Source organism: Cellulosilyticum lentocellum DSM 5427, assembly GCF_000178835.2.
In the GTDB taxonomy this organism is placed as follows: domain Bacteria; phylum Bacillota; class Clostridia; order Lachnospirales; family Cellulosilyticaceae; genus Cellulosilyticum; species Cellulosilyticum lentocellum.
In genome coordinates this window covers 264819-283861 of record NC_015275.1, presented here as the reverse complement: position 1 = coordinate 283861, position 19043 = coordinate 264819, and the positions used below count along the sequence as shown (strand labels likewise).

15 protein-coding genes are annotated in these 19043 nt (G+C 32.7%); 4 read left to right on the top strand and 11 right to left on the bottom strand.

Going from position 1 to position 19043, the window contains the following annotated elements:
* Positions 1 to 70 precede the first annotated feature (70 nt).
* On the bottom strand, positions 71 to 193 hold the full coding sequence (locus CLOLE_RS23755) for a hypothetical protein (RefSeq protein ID WP_270049150.1): 123 nt from the start codon (positions 191 to 193) through the stop codon (positions 71 to 73).
* 673 nt (positions 194 to 866) lie between these two features.
* Here CLOLE_RS23755 and CLOLE_RS01300 point away from each other — a divergent pair.
* The gene (locus tag CLOLE_RS01300) at positions 867 to 1463 is read left to right on the top strand and encodes a hypothetical protein (RefSeq protein WP_013655268.1); all 597 of its coding nucleotides are present in this window, start codon (positions 867 to 869) and stop codon (positions 1461 to 1463) included.
* A 288-nt stretch (positions 1464 to 1751) separates the two neighbouring features.
* On the opposite strand, the gene CLOLE_RS01295 is transcribed toward CLOLE_RS01300, so the two are convergent.
* From CLOLE_RS01295 to CLOLE_RS01275, 5 genes are all read right to left on the bottom strand, one after another.
* Positions 1752 to 2702 carry a carbohydrate kinase family protein gene (locus CLOLE_RS01295; RefSeq protein ID WP_013655267.1) on the bottom strand — a complete coding sequence of 317 codons (951 nt, stop codon included), beginning with the start codon at positions 2700 to 2702 and terminating at the stop codon, positions 1752 to 1754.
* 77 nt (positions 2703 to 2779) lie between these two features.
* Positions 2780 to 4231, bottom strand: coding sequence for a sucrose phosphorylase (gene gtfA, locus CLOLE_RS01290; RefSeq protein WP_013655266.1), 1452 nt, complete (start codon positions 4229 to 4231; stop codon positions 2780 to 2782).
* 37 nt (positions 4232 to 4268) lie between these two features.
* Positions 4269 to 5093 carry a carbohydrate ABC transporter permease gene (locus tag CLOLE_RS01285; protein WP_013655265.1) on the bottom strand — a complete coding sequence of 275 codons (825 nt, stop codon included), beginning with the start codon at positions 5091 to 5093 and terminating at the stop codon, positions 4269 to 4271.
* Positions 5093 to 5977 carry a carbohydrate ABC transporter permease gene (locus CLOLE_RS01280; RefSeq protein ID WP_013655264.1) on the bottom strand — a complete coding sequence of 295 codons (885 nt, stop codon included), beginning with the start codon at positions 5975 to 5977 and terminating at the stop codon, positions 5093 to 5095. Before CLOLE_RS01280 ends, CLOLE_RS01285 begins: the two co-directional genes overlap by 1 nt.
* Positions 5978 to 6065: 88 nt before the next feature.
* Complete coding sequence (locus CLOLE_RS01275) at positions 6066 to 7436, bottom strand: ABC transporter substrate-binding protein (protein WP_013655263.1); 1371 nt, start codon at positions 7434 to 7436, stop codon at positions 6066 to 6068.
* Positions 7437 to 7845: 409 nt separating this feature from the next.
* Here CLOLE_RS01275 and CLOLE_RS01270 point away from each other — a divergent pair, with 409 nt between their 5' ends.
* Positions 7846 to 9888 (top strand): methyl-accepting chemotaxis protein, encoded by a 2043-nt coding sequence (locus tag CLOLE_RS01270; protein ID WP_013655262.1) that lies wholly within the window; start codon positions 7846 to 7848, stop codon positions 9886 to 9888.
* An 86-nt stretch (positions 9889 to 9974) separates the two neighbouring features.
* Positions 9975 to 10964, top strand: coding sequence for a LacI family DNA-binding transcriptional regulator (locus tag CLOLE_RS01265; protein WP_013655261.1), 990 nt, complete (start codon positions 9975 to 9977; stop codon positions 10962 to 10964).
* Positions 10965 to 11124: 160 nt separating this feature from the next.
* Here the strand turns inward: CLOLE_RS01265 and CLOLE_RS01260 are convergent, their stop codons facing one another.
* The 4 genes from CLOLE_RS01260 to CLOLE_RS01250 form a co-directional block, all read right to left on the bottom strand.
* On the bottom strand, positions 11125 to 12729 hold the full coding sequence (locus CLOLE_RS01260; RefSeq protein WP_013655260.1) for a DUF5050 domain-containing protein: 1605 nt from the start codon (positions 12727 to 12729) through the stop codon (positions 11125 to 11127).
* Between the two features lie 20 nt (positions 12730 to 12749).
* On the bottom strand, positions 12750 to 13832 hold the full coding sequence (locus CLOLE_RS01255) for a hypothetical protein (RefSeq protein ID WP_013655259.1): 1083 nt from the start codon (positions 13830 to 13832) through the stop codon (positions 12750 to 12752).
* A 213-nt stretch (positions 13833 to 14045) separates the two neighbouring features.
* On the bottom strand, positions 14046 to 14165 hold the full coding sequence (locus tag CLOLE_RS24015; protein WP_013655258.1) for a zinc ribbon domain-containing protein: 120 nt from the start codon (positions 14163 to 14165) through the stop codon (positions 14046 to 14048).
* A gap of 102 nt (positions 14166 to 14267) precedes the next feature.
* On the bottom strand, positions 14268 to 15242 hold the full coding sequence (locus CLOLE_RS01250; protein WP_013655257.1) for a helix-turn-helix transcriptional regulator: 975 nt from the start codon (positions 15240 to 15242) through the stop codon (positions 14268 to 14270).
* A gap of 349 nt (positions 15243 to 15591) precedes the next feature.
* On the opposite strand from CLOLE_RS01250, the gene CLOLE_RS01245 reads away from it, so the two are divergent.
* Positions 15592 to 16155: a Uma2 family endonuclease gene (locus CLOLE_RS01245; RefSeq protein WP_013655256.1), complete on the top strand. Its 564-nt coding sequence runs from the start codon at positions 15592 to 15594 to the stop codon at positions 16153 to 16155.
* 157 nt (positions 16156 to 16312) lie between these two features.
* Here CLOLE_RS01245 and CLOLE_RS01240 read toward each other — a convergent pair whose 3' ends face one another.
* Positions 16313 to 18937 carry a cation-translocating P-type ATPase gene (locus CLOLE_RS01240; protein WP_013655255.1) on the bottom strand — a complete coding sequence of 875 codons (2625 nt, stop codon included), beginning with the start codon at positions 18935 to 18937 and terminating at the stop codon, positions 16313 to 16315.
* Between the last annotated feature and the right edge of the window lie 106 nt (positions 18938 to 19043).

Sequence of the window (19043 nt, the reverse complement as noted above, 5' to 3'; positions counted from 1 at the left end):
ATAGGTAATACCTTTATTTCTTGCCCTTCTTTAAACCATTTCGTGCTTTCAATAGCCTTAATATCATATACTACCCCTGGCCATTGCCATATTTAAAATCAATAATAGAAACGTCTACATCTAACTGATATTCCTCTTGTAAAAGTCTTATGATTTCCTCAATACTCCTCTTCGCTGTATGTAGCTTCTTCAAGGTATAACCTGTATCTACAACAAAGACTATATCTACCTTGTACTTGCATTAGCATAATTTAGCACTTTTATGTTATAATAGAATAAATTTTATAAAAATTCAATCTACTAGAGGTATTTTATGGAACATAAGAAATTTATTCAAACTCAACCTACTGGTAACACCTTATTTACTTGGCTATATCGCTTGCTTTGTTTACAGTTTATCCTTTTCGTAAGTTGCTATATTTTAAGAATAATTTTCTCTATCATAACTACATACCTACAGTCTGACTCTTCCTTTTCCCCTTTTATCTTCACTGGTTGTTGGTTTATTATTGCGTTCTTTTTATTCATTAGATTCGTAAAGCCTTCTCCAGTATCCGGAGATCTCTCTCTTGAATTCGAAGAAAACGAACTCAAATTACTTGGTAATGGAGACGAGCTACTGATTCCTTACAGAGATATGACCTCCATCGTTGTTTCTGTTTCTAACAAGGCGGTTACCATTTTATTAAACTTCAAACAGCCGAGAAAACCTTCACACTTACCTCCTTTATAGAACTAGAAACAATCTTGCAGCTTTTATCCCATAAGGTTCCTGAGAGTTGTCCTATCCTTTTAAAAGAAGACTACTTCATTACTACCTATAGAGCTGGGTTATTTAACTTATTATTATTGGTAGTGTACTTACTGTGATACTTCTTATCTTAATCCTATTAGCTCTCTATCACTATTTAAAAAAGTATCTTGTTTTAGGTCATACACTTATAGTAGATGCAGAGGGAATGACGTTGATCCACGATACTAAAACACAAACTTATAAGTATAAGGACTTTATTAAAGTAAAAGCCTATAGGCTTAAGTCAGACAAGTTCCAAGGCATTCTATGTCGCACGACTACTGAAACCTTCTTCTTATCAGAATTTGAAAATCTAGAAGGGATTTTTGAACACTTTAAACTTCGTTTGCCTAGTGACTGTGCCATTAATTCTCAAAAAATATTTTTATCTTCTACCACTTCTTTTAGGTGTGCAAACTTGCTTTTACTTTTTTACAACGTAGGTTTATTAGTTGCTTATATCAGTAGTAGCTTAATGTCTTCTTCTGAACCTGCAATAGGCCTTGTCTCAACAGCAATGGTTATTATCTTTGGCTTAGTTGCCTTCCTTATAATAAAAACACGTAAACCTAAGACCAACTCCAACATAGTTATCCGTGGCGCCAAAACATATTTTATCTGTGTTTTATTACTTCTAGCTGCTATCATGATTGCTACTCTTATGTCATAACATTATTGTAGAATAACATACACCACATCTCTTGAAAGCGTTCATAGTTGTCTTCGTAAAAATCGTTCTACCTCCAGGTACCAAGGAGCTTCTCATGCTTTAAAGTAACGCTTGTTTAAGCAGTTATGAACGTTTAACTAAAACCTACAGAGAGAAAGGCGCCCATCATGTCCTGTTACATGGTGGGCGCCTTTTAATTATTGGTACCACAGTAGCCTCAAATATTATTGTGGTATCGCTTTCTTTTAATATTATATTTATCGCTATTAACAATTCATTATCTAAAATTTAGCTTTGTACTTCCTCTAAATAGGGAATTGCTTCAATGGCACCATATTTTTCTGTGGTCTTGGCACCTACCTTATTAGCAAGACTAATAATCTCACTCATTTTTTCTATATTATTCAAAGTATCTTTAACATTATCTGTTGCAGCTAATAAGTAAAGTACAGCACCCACATATGCATCTCCTGCTCCCGTTGCATCAATCATATTTACTTCTATGCTTGGAATGATCCTTTTCTTATTATCTATAGATAAGACTGATCCTTTTTTTCCTAAAGTTACAATTACAACTTTTGCTCCCATACGGTGTATTTCACTAACAATACCATCTACTTCTTCTATTCCTGTTATGAGAACTCCTTCTTCTAATGAGACTTTAACAATATCTGCTACTTTAATAATCTCCTTAGATCTTTGTATAAAAATATCCTTTTTACTTTTATACAAGTCCTGTCTATAATTAGGGTCAAAACTAATGACTTTGTCATTAGTTTTACAATATGCTACAAATCCTAAATAGGTTTCATACAAGCTACCTCCTAGTAATGCAGTTGCGCTTCCTAGGTGAATAATAGCACTTTCTTTAAAATCATCTAAGTCTATCTCACTTATATTTAATCTTTCGTCTGCTCCTCTTATAAACTCAAAATCTCTCTCCCTATTTTCATCCAAGGACACAAATGCTAAAGTTGTTGCATATTCTTTATCAAATAAACAGTATCTTGTATCAACACCAAGTTTACTTAGCGTATCATATAAAAATCTACCAAAGCTATCATTTCCTACTTTTCCCACAAAAATGGAGCTTCCACCTAATTTAGCTATAGCAGCACTTACATTTGCTGGTGCTCCTCCTGCTTTTTTTATAAAATTATTTCCCTCTGATAGCTTTACTCCCACATTTTCACAAACAAAATCTACTAGCATTTCACCTACACATACAATACTGGACATTTTTCACCCTGCCTATCTTGGGTTCTATTTTATAAGAGATACGATTAAAGTATCTCCTCCTCTACCCATAACTTCTTCTATAGTTCAAGTTGTTTAAAAACTGCTTCTGCTATATCTTTATATAGGATATTAAAGCTTTTTTGCTTTAAGTCGGCTTCTAATACTGCTCTGTATTCATTATTAATCCACTCTATCTTTAGCTTATTTTCATATTCCGTAGGATGTATAATCATCTCTCCATCAAATGCCTTATAATTATTTCTAAATGCCATTAACTTAAATAATTTATTAACTACATCCCTTTGAGTCTCTTGCTGGATTTCTTCTAATGTATAATAATGTCTATTAATATCTCTTCCATTCTTAGTTTTCTCTAATAATTCAATATCATTCTTTCCAGCAAATAGCCCTACATAATAAACCTGCGGAATACCCGGTGCGAAAAATTGTATAGCTCTAGCTAGTAAATAGGCTGCATCATTATCTCCTAATGCAGAGTAATAGGTACAATTGACTTGATAAATATCTAGGTTGTTATAAGCCGTTGAACTATACTTCCTTTTAACATTTGCACCTTGTTCATAGAGATTAGATTTAGTTTGCTCAATCTCCTCATCTGTCATTAAATCTTTTACATCTACTATCCCTATTCCATCATGTGTATCTAAAGTAGTGAATTGCTTTTTAGGACATGTATTAAACCAATTAATTAATCTTTTGTTAGTCCCACTATATAGGGCATGAAGAACTAACATTGGTAATGCAAAGTCATATACGTAATAGCCTTTTTCTGCAATTTTCTTCTGTATTGAGTAGTGTTCATGAATTTCTGGTAATAACGCCACTCCATACTCTTCTACTATGTTTTTGCAATACTCAAGAATTTCCCATGTATCAGGTTCTATAAAAAAGCAATTACTTCCTTCTTTTTTGGTGGCATAAGCAAAGGCATCCAATCGAATGAGAGCAGCTCCATTTTCACACATAAACTTTAAATTTTCTTTAATGAAATCTTTAGTAGCTTTTTTACTAATATCTAAATCTATCTGTTCCTCATCAAATGTACACCATATTTTTTCTTTTGTTCCATCCTTAAACTCTACATCAATATAGGGTGCACGTGGTTTTCTTTTATAAATCAAATCAATTTGTTCTTGTGTTGGGTAACCATTGGTCCAGAACTCACTATACTTAATAAACAAATCCTTATAAATGGACTCATCTTTATTCTCTAGAAAATCCTTAAAATATACAGATGATTTCGAGATATGATTAATCATAAAGTCATACATTGTATAATAAGACTCACTAATCTGCTCTATCTCCTTCCAGGTGCCAAATTTAGGATCTACTTGATAATATTCCATAGGTGCAAATCCTCTATCTGCTGAAGAAGGATAAAAAGGTAGAATATGTACTCCCCCTACAATATTTTTTAGATATGTCTCTAGAACGAATTTTAAATCTTTCAAGTCTTTACCTATACTATCTGCATAGGTAATTAGCATAATTTCATTTTTTATACTCATTTCAATACTCCTCACCTCAATATAGTTCACGTGTAGATTATTTTATAGCCCCTTGCACAACACCTTCCAAAATATATTTCTGAAGGAATAAATATAAGATGATAACTGGAATGATGGTTAAAATTAACCCTGCCATCATCAATCCTAAATCCACGCTATAGGTTCCATAAAAGTAAAATGTAGATAACGGCAACGTTCTTTCCTTGGCATCTATTAATATAAGTGAAGGTAGTAAGAAATCATTCCATATCCACAATACATCTAGGATTGTAATTGTTAGGGTAATAGGTTTTAAAATAGGCCATACAATCTTGGTAAATACTTGTAGATTAGTTGCACCGTCTATTTTACCAGCTTCATCTAATTCAGTAGGTATCCCTTTGATAAATCCGTGATACATAAAAACAGCTAACGGTGCCCCAAAGCCTATATACATATAAATAAGTGTCCATTTATTCAAGATATTTAATTTGCCTCCATATATACTTACAAGAGGGATCATCAATGCTTGAAAAGGTAAGATCATGGCTGCTACCATGGCATAAAACATAAAGATATTAATCTTCCATTCTTTCCTGCAAAATAGATAGGCTGCCATTGATGCTGTCAAAATAATCAAGCCTACACTTAAAACTGTAATTAACAAAGAATTACCAAATGAACGTATAAAACTCATTTTTTCAGCTGCTACTATATAGTTTTTTATACTTGAATGACTTATTATTGAGAGTGGATTTGCAATAATATTATTGCTTGGTTTAAAAGAATTAATTAATGCAAAAAATATAGGTGCTAAATATACAATGAACAATATACTTAAGAAACTTATTTTTAGTATATTTAATATCTTCTTTTTACTCATTATGCTTCTACCTCCCTCTTTTTAGTTATATATACCTGGGTAATAGATATAATGGCTACAATTAAAAACAAGATTACTGCTTGAGACTGTCCAATGCCATAGGACCTTTCCTTAAATGCCTTCTGATAAACAAACATTGAAATAAGCTCTGTTGTCTTAAATGGTCCACCTTTAGTTAAGGCCATATTAACATCGTATACCATAAAAGTACGTTGAAGTGTCAAAAATACTGATATGGTACAAGCAGGCATCACTAATGGTAGTACTACATTTTTTATTCTTGCCCACCCCTCTGCACCATCAATGCTGGCTGCTTCTAAAACATCTTTAGGTAAATTTAGAAATCCTGTAATATAAATCAACATCATATATCCTGAATACTGCCATACACTTACAATAACCAAAGCCCAAAAAGCTCTATTTGGACTAGACAGGAGTGAGGAAGCAAAAAATGAATTACCATAGGTTGTTCCAAAGTAGGTTAATATATTATTAAAAATAAATTGCCATATATATCCTAAGGCTACTCCTCCAATTAAGTTAGGCGTAAAAAAACCTGCCCTAAAAATATTTTGTCCTTTTGTTCCACTGGTTAATATAGCTGCAAGGGTAAATGCCATAACATTTGTGATAATTACAGTTATAATCACATACTTAAATGTAAGCCCCAATGAATTCAAAAATCCTGAATCAGAGAAAATTTGTTTATAATTCTCAAGCCCAACAATAGAATACTCACTTGAAATACCATTCCAATTTGTAAAGGTCAGAAACAAACCATACAGGAAGGGTATTATGACTACTGTAAAAAATGCCACTGTTATTGGTCCTGCAAATAGTAAATAATCTTTGATTTTTTCCCACCATCTATACGCCTTTTTCATCTACTATCTCCCACCCTTTACTTATACAATTTAAAATTAACGGGTAGAAGCCTCTCCCTACCCGTTAATCCTTCTTATCAATCCATTCTTATTTATAATCTCCTGATGCCCAGTACTCAGATATAGTTGAGAATAATTCTTCCCTTTCTGAATAGTTACCTAAATATTTTTGCATAGCTGCTCCTACGTCTGCCCAATGCTTATTAGATAACATTACACCATTTGAAGTCTTACCATCTTTGATATATTGTTGGATTGATTTTCCTAGAGGATCATTAATCTCTATTGAAATATTTGTAAATGCAGGAATGATTGAACATTCTTGAACAAGACCCTTTTGTCCATTTTCTTGATAAACAATCCAATCTAAAAATACTTTAGCTGCATTTTGTTGTTCTATTGAATTTTGACTAGCATCTAAAACAATGGCTTTAGTTGTTGCCACTGGTAACTGGGTATTACCATAATCTGCTTCATTATTACTAATAGGTACTGGAATAAAACCAAAGTTGGTATTATCTCCTGCAAATTCTTTTATGTTCGCCCAAGCCCAATTTCCCATAAACCAAAAGCCAACTTCTCCTTCTCCTAATTGTTTAGGATTGGTTTCATAGGCTGCTGAAAGTGGATCTGCTTTAGCATAATTATATTTTTTCATAACATCAAATGTATCTAAAAGCCCATTTACTACCACATTATCTTTAATATTAGCCTTGTTAGTAGAAAGTTCTTCTAGTACCTTCTTAATGTCACTCGTATTACTAGATTGGTCACTAAATGCGGTTGTGAATAAATGAGCCCCTAAAGACCAGTCTGCAGGTGTTATGATAACTCCTGACTTTCCATTAGCTTCTATTTTTTGAAAAGCTTCTTCTAATTTGGCTGTTGTATTAATAGTTGTTGGGTCAACGTTTGCTTCATCTAAGACGTTCTTATTATAAATTAATCCCCATCCTTCTACTGCAAAAGGAAATCCAATAATCTTATCATCTGCTTTTAAAGAATCTAATGCACCAGGCATCGTATCATTAACCCATTTTTCTTGTGACAAATCTCCTAGGTTTTCTTTAAAAGCACTTACATCAGCTGGGTCTAGCATAGCTAGTGCAGGGGCATTATTAGCAGCATACAAAGTGGTTAACATCTCAAAAGGTGATTGTCCAGCTGCGCAAGGTATTACTTCCACTGTAATATTAGGATTCTCAGCTGTAAATGTTGTGGCCATCGTTTCTAATTGCTCTTGAATCTCACCTTTTGAATTTAAAAATGAAATTTTAACTGGGTCACTTGCTTCTGTCTTTGTTTCTGTCTTGTTTTCTGTCTCGGTTGCTGACTGAGTTGTAGCATTAGGTTTAGCTTGTTTATCTGAAGACTCATTTGACTTTGAACACCCTACTCCTAACGCCATACTTCCACATAGTAGTAATACACTCCACCTTTTTAACTTAGATTTTGACATGTTATTTCCCCCTTATTTTAAAGTATGTTCTAATACCAACCAGATATCTTAATAATCTATCTAGTTACCATATTTACAATAGAATAATAAATCAGTTTTTTAAAATTGTCAATCGGTTTCATTATTATTTATATAAAAATTTTAAATTTTAAATTTTGTTTTATGTTTATTTATACCAATATATAGCTTTAAAATTGATTTTTATTATTTATAATTCCTTACAAAAACATTTAAACTATTGAGTTTTTGCCAATTTAAATTTTATAAATTAAAACATTTGTTTAATCGATATTCATTTATATATTTATTTATGATATAAATCATGTTATTATACTGAATATAGTTACTATTTTCAGACCATTCTTATTTTAACACCGTTTTCATTTTAGTCATGAAAGGAGAATATAAGATGCATCGTATCAGTTTATCAAAGCAGTTACTTATTTTATTACTTGTACTGAGCCTTCTACCTACAGCTTTATTATCTATCTTAACCAATAATGCAGCACAAAACTCTATGTCCAATTCTATCGGGATGTACTCTCAAAAAATAATTGATTATCTAGGCTATAATATTAATTTTTCTTTTACTTCAGTAAATGCAACGGTACGCAATATTTCAATGAATGATTCTATTAAACAACTTATAAAGAAACATACCTCGCTATCTTCCTTAGATAAAATTGCTGTAACTAAAGATATTGATAAATATTTTAGAGATTTAGTTATGAAAGATAATTTTATTAGTTCTTTACATATATTATCTCAAGATCAAATAATATATAGCTCTGTATCACCTCTTAATTCATCTTTAAATGCCAATCAAATTGATTTATATTTACAATCTGAAGAATTTAGGCATTCAGATGTCATAAAATCTTTTGATACAAATACTGATCTTAACTCTAATTGGTTTTCGATATCTAATCCTAATTCTCAAGGTATCTATATTGGTTTAAAAGCTTCAGATAATGCTTATTTAATTTTATCTGTAAATCCTGACTATTATTTTAATTTAATTAACGCCACTTCAATTAGTAAGGATCTTAATGTGTTAATTATTGATAAGCAGGATAATATTGTCTTATCAGATAAAAAAGATTTGATTTTTAGTAACTTTCTAGAATCTAATGTTCCCTACAAACAACAGCTAATTCGTGAAAGTTCAAACTTAATATCTGATACAAAAATCTATAATAAAAAACTTGTTAGTTATTTTAACAGTGAAAATAATTGGACCATCATTATTGAAGCTCCTATTTACTCTCTTATGAGTGATTTCTATAAATCTTTATTGAAATTACTCATAATTATTATCACTCTAATGTTTCTTATCATATTAGCAAGTATATATTTCTCAAGAAAAATTGTTTTACCTATTAAACGTATGGCCAATTATATGGATTGTATAAAAAAGGGAAATCTTAATATTTTAGAAGAAGTTCAGACTAATATTCCTGTATCTAACAAAGAAATAGATTTGCTTGTTACAGGATTTATTGATATGCTATCTACACTTAATAAACTTATTTGCAATGCCAAAGAAGTAACTGCAGTCGTAGAAAGAAATACATTAGCATTACAAGATGTTTCTACTAATACTTTGAATTCAGCCACTGAAATTGAAAGTGCTATTGAAAGCATCACGCAAGGCACTATATCCCAATGTGCCAAAATTGAACAATCTGTTTGTTTAACAAATGAGTTATCTCATACTATTAATGAGGTTTCCTCATTTCTTTCACAACTCCAGTCAACCTGCCAATTTACTGTGGATACTAGTAAGAATGCTCAAATTGACATCGAAATGTTATCTGAGCATTCCTTAAATAATCTCTGTATAAGCAACTCTATTAATTTGCAAGTTATAGAATTAGGTAATCAAGTAGATAAAGTAAATTCTATCCTTACTATTATTAAAAATATTAGTGAGCAAACTAATCTATTAGCTTTAAACGCTTCAATAGAAGCTGCTAGAGCTGGAGTAGCTGGAAGAGGTTTCGTAATAGTGGCCAATGAAATTAAATCTTTGGCCTTACAGACTATTAATGCTATAAATCATATTTCATCTTTACTTAAAGATATTGAACTTCAAAAACAAGCTACCTTAACAGATTTAAATAAGTCTATTAAGATCTTTGAAAACGAAGCTCCTCTAGTTCAGAAAACCACAGATAACTTAAAAAATATTTTTAAGCAAATGGATTCTATTAATAACTATATTGTTGATGTCCATTCTCTTCTAGACAATTGTGTTATTAAACAAAATAATTTTAACGCTAATATTAAAGATATTTCTTATATTTCTCAAGAAAGTGTAAGTATCGCTCAAGAAGTAAATAGTGAGGCTATACAACAGACCACCTACGCTAACCAAATTCTTTTAGTTTCAGATGCCCTATCTAAAAGTGTAACTAATTTAAAGCAGTCTTACGAAAGATTTAATTATTAATTATTTTATGTTTTATATTGTTTATATTTTTTATATTATGTATTATATTTAATAACAGTTATCTTCATAAAGAAAGGAAAATTAATATGTGTAGTATTAAAGATGTTGCTAAGCATGCCAATGTATCAGTAACAACCGTATCACGTGTACTGAATGATTTCCCCAATATTAGTGCCAAAACTCGCCAAAAAGTTTTAGATAGCATCACTGCTCTAGATTATCACCCAGACTATATGGCTCGTTCTCTTTCTAAGCAACAATCCTTAATCATCGGCGTTATTATTCCTGATTGCTCTCATCCTTTCTTCGCTGAACTTGTGAAGCATATCGAAATGACTGCTGAAAATAATGGCTACAAAATATTATTATGTAACTCATTAAATGACGAAAAGAAAGAGCGTTCTTACATAAATATGCTTAAAGAAAAACGTGTTGCAGGTATTATTATGGGAAGCCATCTGATTAATACAGACTTTTATCAAAGCATCCATAGGCCTATTATTACTTTTGACCGTTACTTAGGTGATAATATTCCTTACATAGGATCCGATAATTTTACCGGTGGACAATTAGCAACTCAGCATCTAATCGATAGCGGATGCAAAAGTTTACTTCACATATCAGGTTCTCATCAGCTCCATACTCAAGCTAATAAACGTTCTGATGGTTTTAAAATTACCTGTATAGAAAATGATATAAATTATCAGATACTCGAATATCAGTATGCTCAGCTTACTTTTGATTATTATTATGAATATATAAAAACTACAGTTTCTCCTCTTCTCTCTGAAATAGATGGTGTTTTCTGCAGTAACGACATATTAGCCTACGCATTATATGTTTATTGCACTAATCACGATATTTCTGTTCCTAAAACACTTAAAATAGTGGGATATGATTATTGTCAATTCACAAGATTGCTTCAGCATCCTCGTATTACTACTATTGCCCAACCTATTCCTATTATAGGTGAATTATTATCTAAAAATATCATTCAAATGATTGAAGATGGTGAGACTCATAATGTTTATAGTCAAACTCTTGGAGTTAAATTAGTAAAAGGTATAACAACTTAATTTAATTACTCTATAACCCAATTATTTTGTTTATAGGTATCTCTGTCTCTAAGGTTAAACTAGAGTCTAGAGCCAAAGAAAAGGTGCTCATCATGTATCCGTTACATGGTGAGCACCTTTTTCTTTGCTGTATTTATAGATCCCATCTACTTTCTAGTTTTTACACTGTTTTTATAGATTGCCACTGCGTTTTATTATTCACTTTTTCAAAAAAGAATAGCCTGTCTCCTATCACATGTAAATTTTCAATATACCCTTGGTCTGATAAGTAGACTTCTTTTTTAGTTGATGGTGTATCTGGCGAAAATCTTTTAATTTGGTTTGTATAAAGACAATAAGCATAGGTATCATCTAGATTATCGTAGCGGATTATATCTTGTGCCACATCAGAACTTTTAGGTATTATATCACTTACTATATGGTTACTTAAATCGTTCTTCTCTATCTTGTCATAGTGCATATCCTTAAATAAGAATTTCTCTATGTAATAACATCTATAATAAAGCTTATTATTAATAAAAAGGATATCTTCATTACTACAGCTTGCACCACTGGTCTGGGCAATTTGCTCGATGCTTTCAGTTGCTATACTATACTTGTAGAATTTCTTATAGTCATTAAAGTAATAAATATTATTTTCATCAGCACTGACTACCCCTTGGCATGTAAAGCACTTTGTAACTTTACCGCTTTGTTCATCTACAGTATAAACATCTACACCTTGTAATCCCAATATAGTTACATTTTCCACTATCACAAATAGATGGCTACCCACTACCATCATAAAAAGCTTTGATTCTTTATTACGGTGTATAGGTAAACTTTTTTCTTTAGCTATTGGAATATCCTTTAAGGAGCATACTTTAGTTCTAGAATCTCCATCTAAATCAACCTTATAAATCACATTAGCAACAATGTAATAGATGGCATTCCCTACTACATTTATGGATTTGGCTTCCTCTTCACAGATGCACTTTTTGTCTTCCCCATTTATTTTGGATCTATATAAGAAGTAATCATTTTCTGGTTCCGCAAAGAATAAATATTCTCCTTGCCTTGCCATATATCCCCCATTTGATAGGTTATGTAGTGTATTGCCCATCTTATTGACTGGACCAGTATAGTGGAACTTGTGATTTGCTCCATTCCCACCCATTGCCGTGTCAGCTGGTGGTACATAGCCGTAATTCTCTGCTATCCCTTGTAAGCCCGCTAATCTATAAATATTATCAATCTTATCTTTAATTTCCTGGACACCTTTTCTATTAACACTAAAATACTCGAAAACATCTTCGTATTCGTCCATATAATCATGGTTTGCATAATCAAGGAATAGATACTCCATAATGGTTTGCAATATTGCTTTTTGGGAATTAATACTTTCAATATTTTCTATACTAGCTAGATTTACTTCAGCTTGTACATTCATTATACCTAAATAGTTTTTTACCGAGCGGATAAATTGTTGTTGGTATGATGTAATCTGCTCACCCATATTGGCAATTGTATAAAGAAGCGCTATCAAGAATTCTTTTTCTGTCTCATCAAGCTCTGAAATATTGACGACAGTATTTAGATCATACAGTCTTTTTTTCTCCATAGCAGATAAATCGTCTAATATAGCATCCGTTACTTCATCAATCTCATCTAATCTTTCATTAAGCTTACGACTTACTCTATCTATGGCTTCGCCTTGTCTTCTAAACTTTTCCTCAAAAGGCTTCGCTCCTGCTACCATGCCTTTTTGAAAATCTTTTCTTCCCATATGTAATTCCTCCTTAGATGTTAAAAATCATAGTCTGTTCCCATAACAATAGTATGGAATTCCTTTTCCAAAAACTCCTCTTTAACTTGGTTTATAAATTTGGTATCTGTAATTAATCGATAAATGGTTACCAGTATCCCACCTACATCCAACTGTTTTAATGCGCTTTCATTTCCAAGAGAAGCACTTATAGCTACATAAATCACATTACTTGCACTGGCAATACTATTAGAATAGCTTAAGATTTTTCGTGTTTTAACTTCATATATTTCTCTGCTACTATACTGGGCTGGATTATAGAATAATCCATGTATAGCTGCAATGAGCATATTAATGAAGCTAGAAACAGCAATCCCTCTAGTCACACTATAAACATCAATACCATTCTTTAAAAGCTTAGAGGATAAATCTGGAGATAAGCTATTAATGATAGGAATGGGTAAGCCCATTGTTGTAAATGCATCTGATGCTAGATGTACGGCATGCTTCATCACTGCTAAGATAAGATCCTTGTAATCCTTCTGCACTCTATCTACACTTTCTAAGAAGATATGCCCAATGTTGGTTGCTTCACAAATCTTGTACTCATTCCCTACAAGCACTGTATTATAGGATTCTAGTAGGAAATTATTCTTCGTAACTGTGTCTGTTAGAATATTAGCAGTACCAAAAATCCAACCTAATAATGGATCATGCCCTAGGGTTGTATATCTATGGTTGGCTCCACTTATGCCAGTGTTGCCTATAAACCCTTCTTTTTTGAAAGCGTCATATGGCACAGGTCCTGCCAGAGAGATTGGCACATATTTTTTTACAAACTTACTGGCTTCTTGGTCACCAACCCTTAAACTATCATTAGTTAACCAGTATTGTCTAATGCACTGCAAAGCTGTTGCGAAGAACAAGAATTTAACATCTACACTATCTAATTTAGTTACGCTAGCAAACTTTTTATCTATATCATTTATTATATTTTGAGCATTCGCGGCAACCTTTGCTACTCTATAAGATTCACTTGCAACAGTCTGCATATTGCTAATATCCTGTTTTGCTCCCTCTAGTGCTTGATTTTTCTTTGCTCTTAACTTTTCATACTTATTCATTTTATCTTTCTCTTCTCCACATCTTTTTCAAAATCATTTCAAGCTCCATGCCTTTTATAAAGTGTTTTTAATTTGCAAAAAAATATTTAGTTCATTATATCAAACTATATTATTTATTACCATACTTCTCCCAATTAAGATTCTTATGTTTTTTATTTATTTATCACTAATAAATCAAATTATCTTGCTTTTTACTAGTGTTATAGCGTTTTATTATGGCTCTATCACTTGTAAATCAAGACCGCACTTTGGACATTTGTCAGCTCCTGATAATATGTAATGACCGCATTTAGGGCAGTATGTAAATGGAATAAAAAATTTATTAGCTTTCATCTCTTTTTCTCCTTATCATCATTCTTTAAGTTGTTTCTGCTATAGGATCATTATAAAGAAAAGGGCGGACATCTTCTGTCCACCCTTTTCTTTATCTACTATTTAGTTGTATAGTTTAAACATCTGTTCTATGGTTTGCTTCATTTCTTCTCTAAAGTTCAGCGGCTCTAGTACTTCTATGTAATTTGCCTGACTTAAAAGCCACATCTTAACGCCTTTACCATATACCTCTGCTTGTATGATATAAGCTTCTCCCTCTTTCTCAACTATTTTAGCTGTTGGAAGTCTGTCTAATAGTGCTTCCAAAGAGGGTCCCCAGAATCTTAGCTTAATAGTCATTAACTCTCCTGGATACATAAACTGAATACGCTTTCTTATCTCTCCTTCTTCAAAGCGATTCTGCTCACTTAAACTAAAACCCTCTTCTAGTATCTCATAAGCTAATATCCGATCTATACGATACATGATAGGCTTTGTTTCATCCTTTAAATAGGCAATCAGGTAAAAATAGTACTCTGAAAACATAATGCTAATAGGTTTAACAAGCCGTTCTACTATCTCTTCATTTTGTTTAATGTATTCAAGCTTAACTTTCCGCCTACCACTAATAGCCTGTGCTAGATTTACCAGGGGTTCTATGCGTTTACTATTATTTTGAAGTTCTGTATAGTGGTACTTCTCACTCAGAATATATTGCTCTATAGACTCCTGACCTTGCCTTTTACTGTACCTAACAAGTTTTTGAATAATATGATCTAGTTCTTCTTTTTCTAAGGCTCTACTTTCTAATAAAATTTTAGCTAGTACAAGTATTTCCCCACTATTAAGATTTTCCTCTTGTCTTCCTATCATTTCGTAATGATAGTCTATGGGATTATTCCTAATATACACCCCACTATGAGGATCAATATCTTCTAGATATGTATTAAGGATTCTAATATCTCGTTGTACTGTTCTTTCATCTATGTCCATTTCAGTAGCTAATTCGGCCTTGGTATATCTTTTACCACCTTGTAAATGGTTGTAAAGTTTAAGTAGTCGTTCTGCTTTGCTCATTTTCTTGTTTTCTTCAGTCATTAGTATTTCTTACTCCCTTTTCTTATAAAAGCTACAAAAAGTATATGCAAAGAGGTAGACAGCTTTTGTCCACTATTTATACCATATGTCAAATTTATTATATCATCTAGTATCTCTATTTTTAACTATCCCCAATTTAACATGGATTAGTTGAATATATCCACATTTTTAGTCACATATCCCACCCCAAAAGAATTAGGTTGTTTCTAATATTATACCTTTTAGCAATAGAATAAGTCATCATTTACATGCTATTTGAACAGGTTAGTCTTCCCATGTTATACTATAAGTAATAAATGGCAACACTAAAATATTCTAGTTACTAAACTACCGTCAAGGAGGATGAACAATGGCACTTAGTGATGATTATCATAAAGAAGAATGTATCCAAGGTGTAATTTATAATATGTTCCCCTCTGCACCTTTTGAGCATGCTACTGTAAATGGGAATATTTATGGTGAGCTATATGCTCAACTTAAACACTCTCTATGCAGCGTATTTATGGAAAATGCAGATTTGCACTTTGATGAGCAAAGCAAAGACTATGTTGTTCCAGATATTATGATTGTTTGTAATACTAAGGCCTTTAAGAAGGGAACTAAAAAGTACTACGGTATACCTAAATTCATAGTAGAAACATTAAGCCCTTCTACGGCTAAAAAGGATAGAACTGTCAAAAAAGACTTATATGCTAAAAAGGGCGTAAGTGAATATTGGATTGTAGACTATAAATCAAAATCTGTAGAGGTACATTATCTAAAGAATGGTACTTATGAACTGGTTAACGTCCTTATGCTACAAGATGATTCTGAAGAGGATGATTATAATGCAAAAGAAGTTCTTGAACTTAGAGAATTTCCAGGTGTGAAACTTGTTTTAGAAGATATATTCCATCATGTAGATTTGGTATAAATATAAATTAAAGAAAAAGGTGACCACCCTGTATCTGTTATACATAGTGGTCACCTTTTTATTGTACTTAGAAAATCTCCTGATTTTCTTTTTATATCTATCCCCAATTTAGCATTTAGTGATTAAAGTTATTCACATTTTTAATCACATATACAGATTAATTCTTACTCGTACTCCTTACTTTTTGTGCGCCTAAAATCAGTTTAATGAGCTGAATAACTACTAAAGGCACCAATGATAGCATACCAATACTGATAAATTGTTCCTTACTCAAGCTTGCAATCTCAAATATACTCATGAGTGGCTTAATGGTCATGATCATTGCCCATAACACTACCCCTAATAAAGTAGCCAGCCAGCTTGCTTTATTACTAAATACACCTAATTGAAAGAGAGAAGCTTTGCCTCTACAATTTAAGCCGTGGAAAAGTCTTGCTAAACATAGGGTGGAAAATGCCATAGTGCTTGCCGTCAGATGATTCACTTGTTTTCCCATATAAAAGGCTACTAGGGTAACACAGCTAATTAATATTCCTTCAAATAATACCTCTAAAGCAAAGCTCCTTGATAAAAGAGGTTCATCCATTTTCCTTGGCTTTTCCTTCATAATATCTTTTCTATAAGGCTCTACACCAATTGCAATAGCTGGCAAGCTATCTGTTACTAGGTTAATAAATAATAAGTGAAGTGGTACAAAAGGATTAGGAAGTGCTAGTAATGAGCAGTATAAAACGGCTAAAATACCGGCTGTATTCCCAGAGAGTAAAAACTTAATGGCATTCTTAATATTTGCATAGATATTTCTACCATTTGATATTGCCTTTACAATAGTTGAGAAGTTATCATCTGTTAAAATCATAGAAGCTGCATCTTTGGCTACTTCTGTACCTGTAATCCCCATGGCTACCCCTATATCTGCTTGTTTAAGAGCAGGCGCATCATTTACACCATCTCCTGTCATCGCTACTACGTTACCATTATCTTGCCATGCTTTTACAATACGGATTTTATGTTCAGGAGAGACACGGGCATATACACTAATTTGATCTACCTTGTTTCTAAGCTCTTCATCTGATAAAGCATCTAATTCTTTCCCTTCAATGGCTTCATCCATACTATTAAGGATCCCAATTTGCTTTGCAATAGCTGATGCAGTTATTTTATGGTCTCCTGTAATCATAACCGGTTTAATGCCTGCCTTAATACAGTCTGCTACCGCCTGTGCACTTTCTACTCTAGGAGGGTCCATCATAGCAATTAAACCTAAGAAAGTAAGGTGATTTTCGTCTTCAAGGGTTAATGCCTTAGTACTGTCATAAGGCCTATAGGCAAATGCCAATACCCTTAAAGATTGCTCGGAAAAGACTCTATTGATTTGCTTAATCTGCGCCTTATCTTCTTCTGTAATAGGCCTAATACCTGCTGCTGTTTGAATATGGTCACATCTACCTAGTATGACATCAAAAGCACCTTTTGTAATAGCTACTTGCTCTCCTTTAAGCTTATGGGCTGTAGTCATTAACTTTCTATCCGAGTCAAAAGCTAGCTCTGCTAATCTAGGATATTTTTCTCTTACTACCAATTCATCTAAACCATAGAGCTCTCCTAAATCAACCAAAGCCACTTCTGTAGGGTCTCCTATTTCTTTAGTTTCCCTGGTAATCGCATCATTACATAGTAAGCTCATTAAAGTTAAGGTATGTTCTAATTCATTTTCTTTATTCACAGCACTAGTCTCTATGACCTCTCCATTTACAAAGAGCTTTTGTACAGTCATTTTATTTTGAGTGAGTGTCCCCGTCTTATCTGAACAGATAACAGAGATGCCTCCTAGGCTTTCTACTGCGTGTAATTTACGCACAATAGCATTTTCTTTTGCCATCTTTTGTGTACCAAGTGCAAGTACAATGGTAACAATAGAGCTTAAGGCTTCTGGAATAGCTGCTACTGCAAGAGAAATAGCAAACATAAAGGCATCTGCTGGGCTAGCTCCTTTTACTATATTGAGGGTTAAAATAATCCCACAAATAATGAGTATAATAACGGCTAATTTCTTTCCAAATTGATCTAGGCTTACTTGAAGCGGTGTTTTCTTTTCTTGAGCATTTTCTAATAAGTTGGCAATCTTACCAATCTCTGTAGACATCCCAATATTGGTGACAATAACCTCTGCTCTGCCGTAGGTAACAAAGCTTCCAGAGAACACCATATTCTTTCTATCTCCTAAGCTTATATCAGTTGCCGAAATAGTCTCAGCACTTTTGAGAACACTTTCCGCCTCACCTGTAAGAGAGCTTTCATTAACCTGCAGATTGTAGTTTTCTATAATCCTGCCATCTGCACTTATAAAGTCCCCTGCATCTAGGAGCATCAAATCTCCTACCATTAAATCTTTAGAAGGAATCTCAGTAGCATTCCCATCTCGCTTTACTTTTGCCATAGGGGATGCTAATGCCTTGAGAGCATCTAGAGATTTTTGCGCCTTTACATGCTGCACTGTACCTAGTATGGCATTGAGCATAATAACAACGATAATAACAATAGCACTTTCTAGTTTACCTAGAACCCCAGATACTATAGCAGCTACAATTAAAATCATAACTAAAAAGTCCTTGAACTGCTCCATGAAAACACGAAATATACTTTTTCTAGCACCTTCTACTAATTCATTACTTCCATACTTCTCCTTTAAAGCTCCTAATTCCTCGGATTTTAGTCCTTCTCTTGTTGTTTGTAATAAAGAGAGAACCTCCTCTGATGATTTATTGTAATACCTATCCATTTGATTGAACCTCCTTGTATATTGTCTTAGCGGGCTTGCAACTAACTACCTATATCAAAAAAGACTCTATAGCTGAATAAATAATCCCAGCTATAGAGTCTCACAA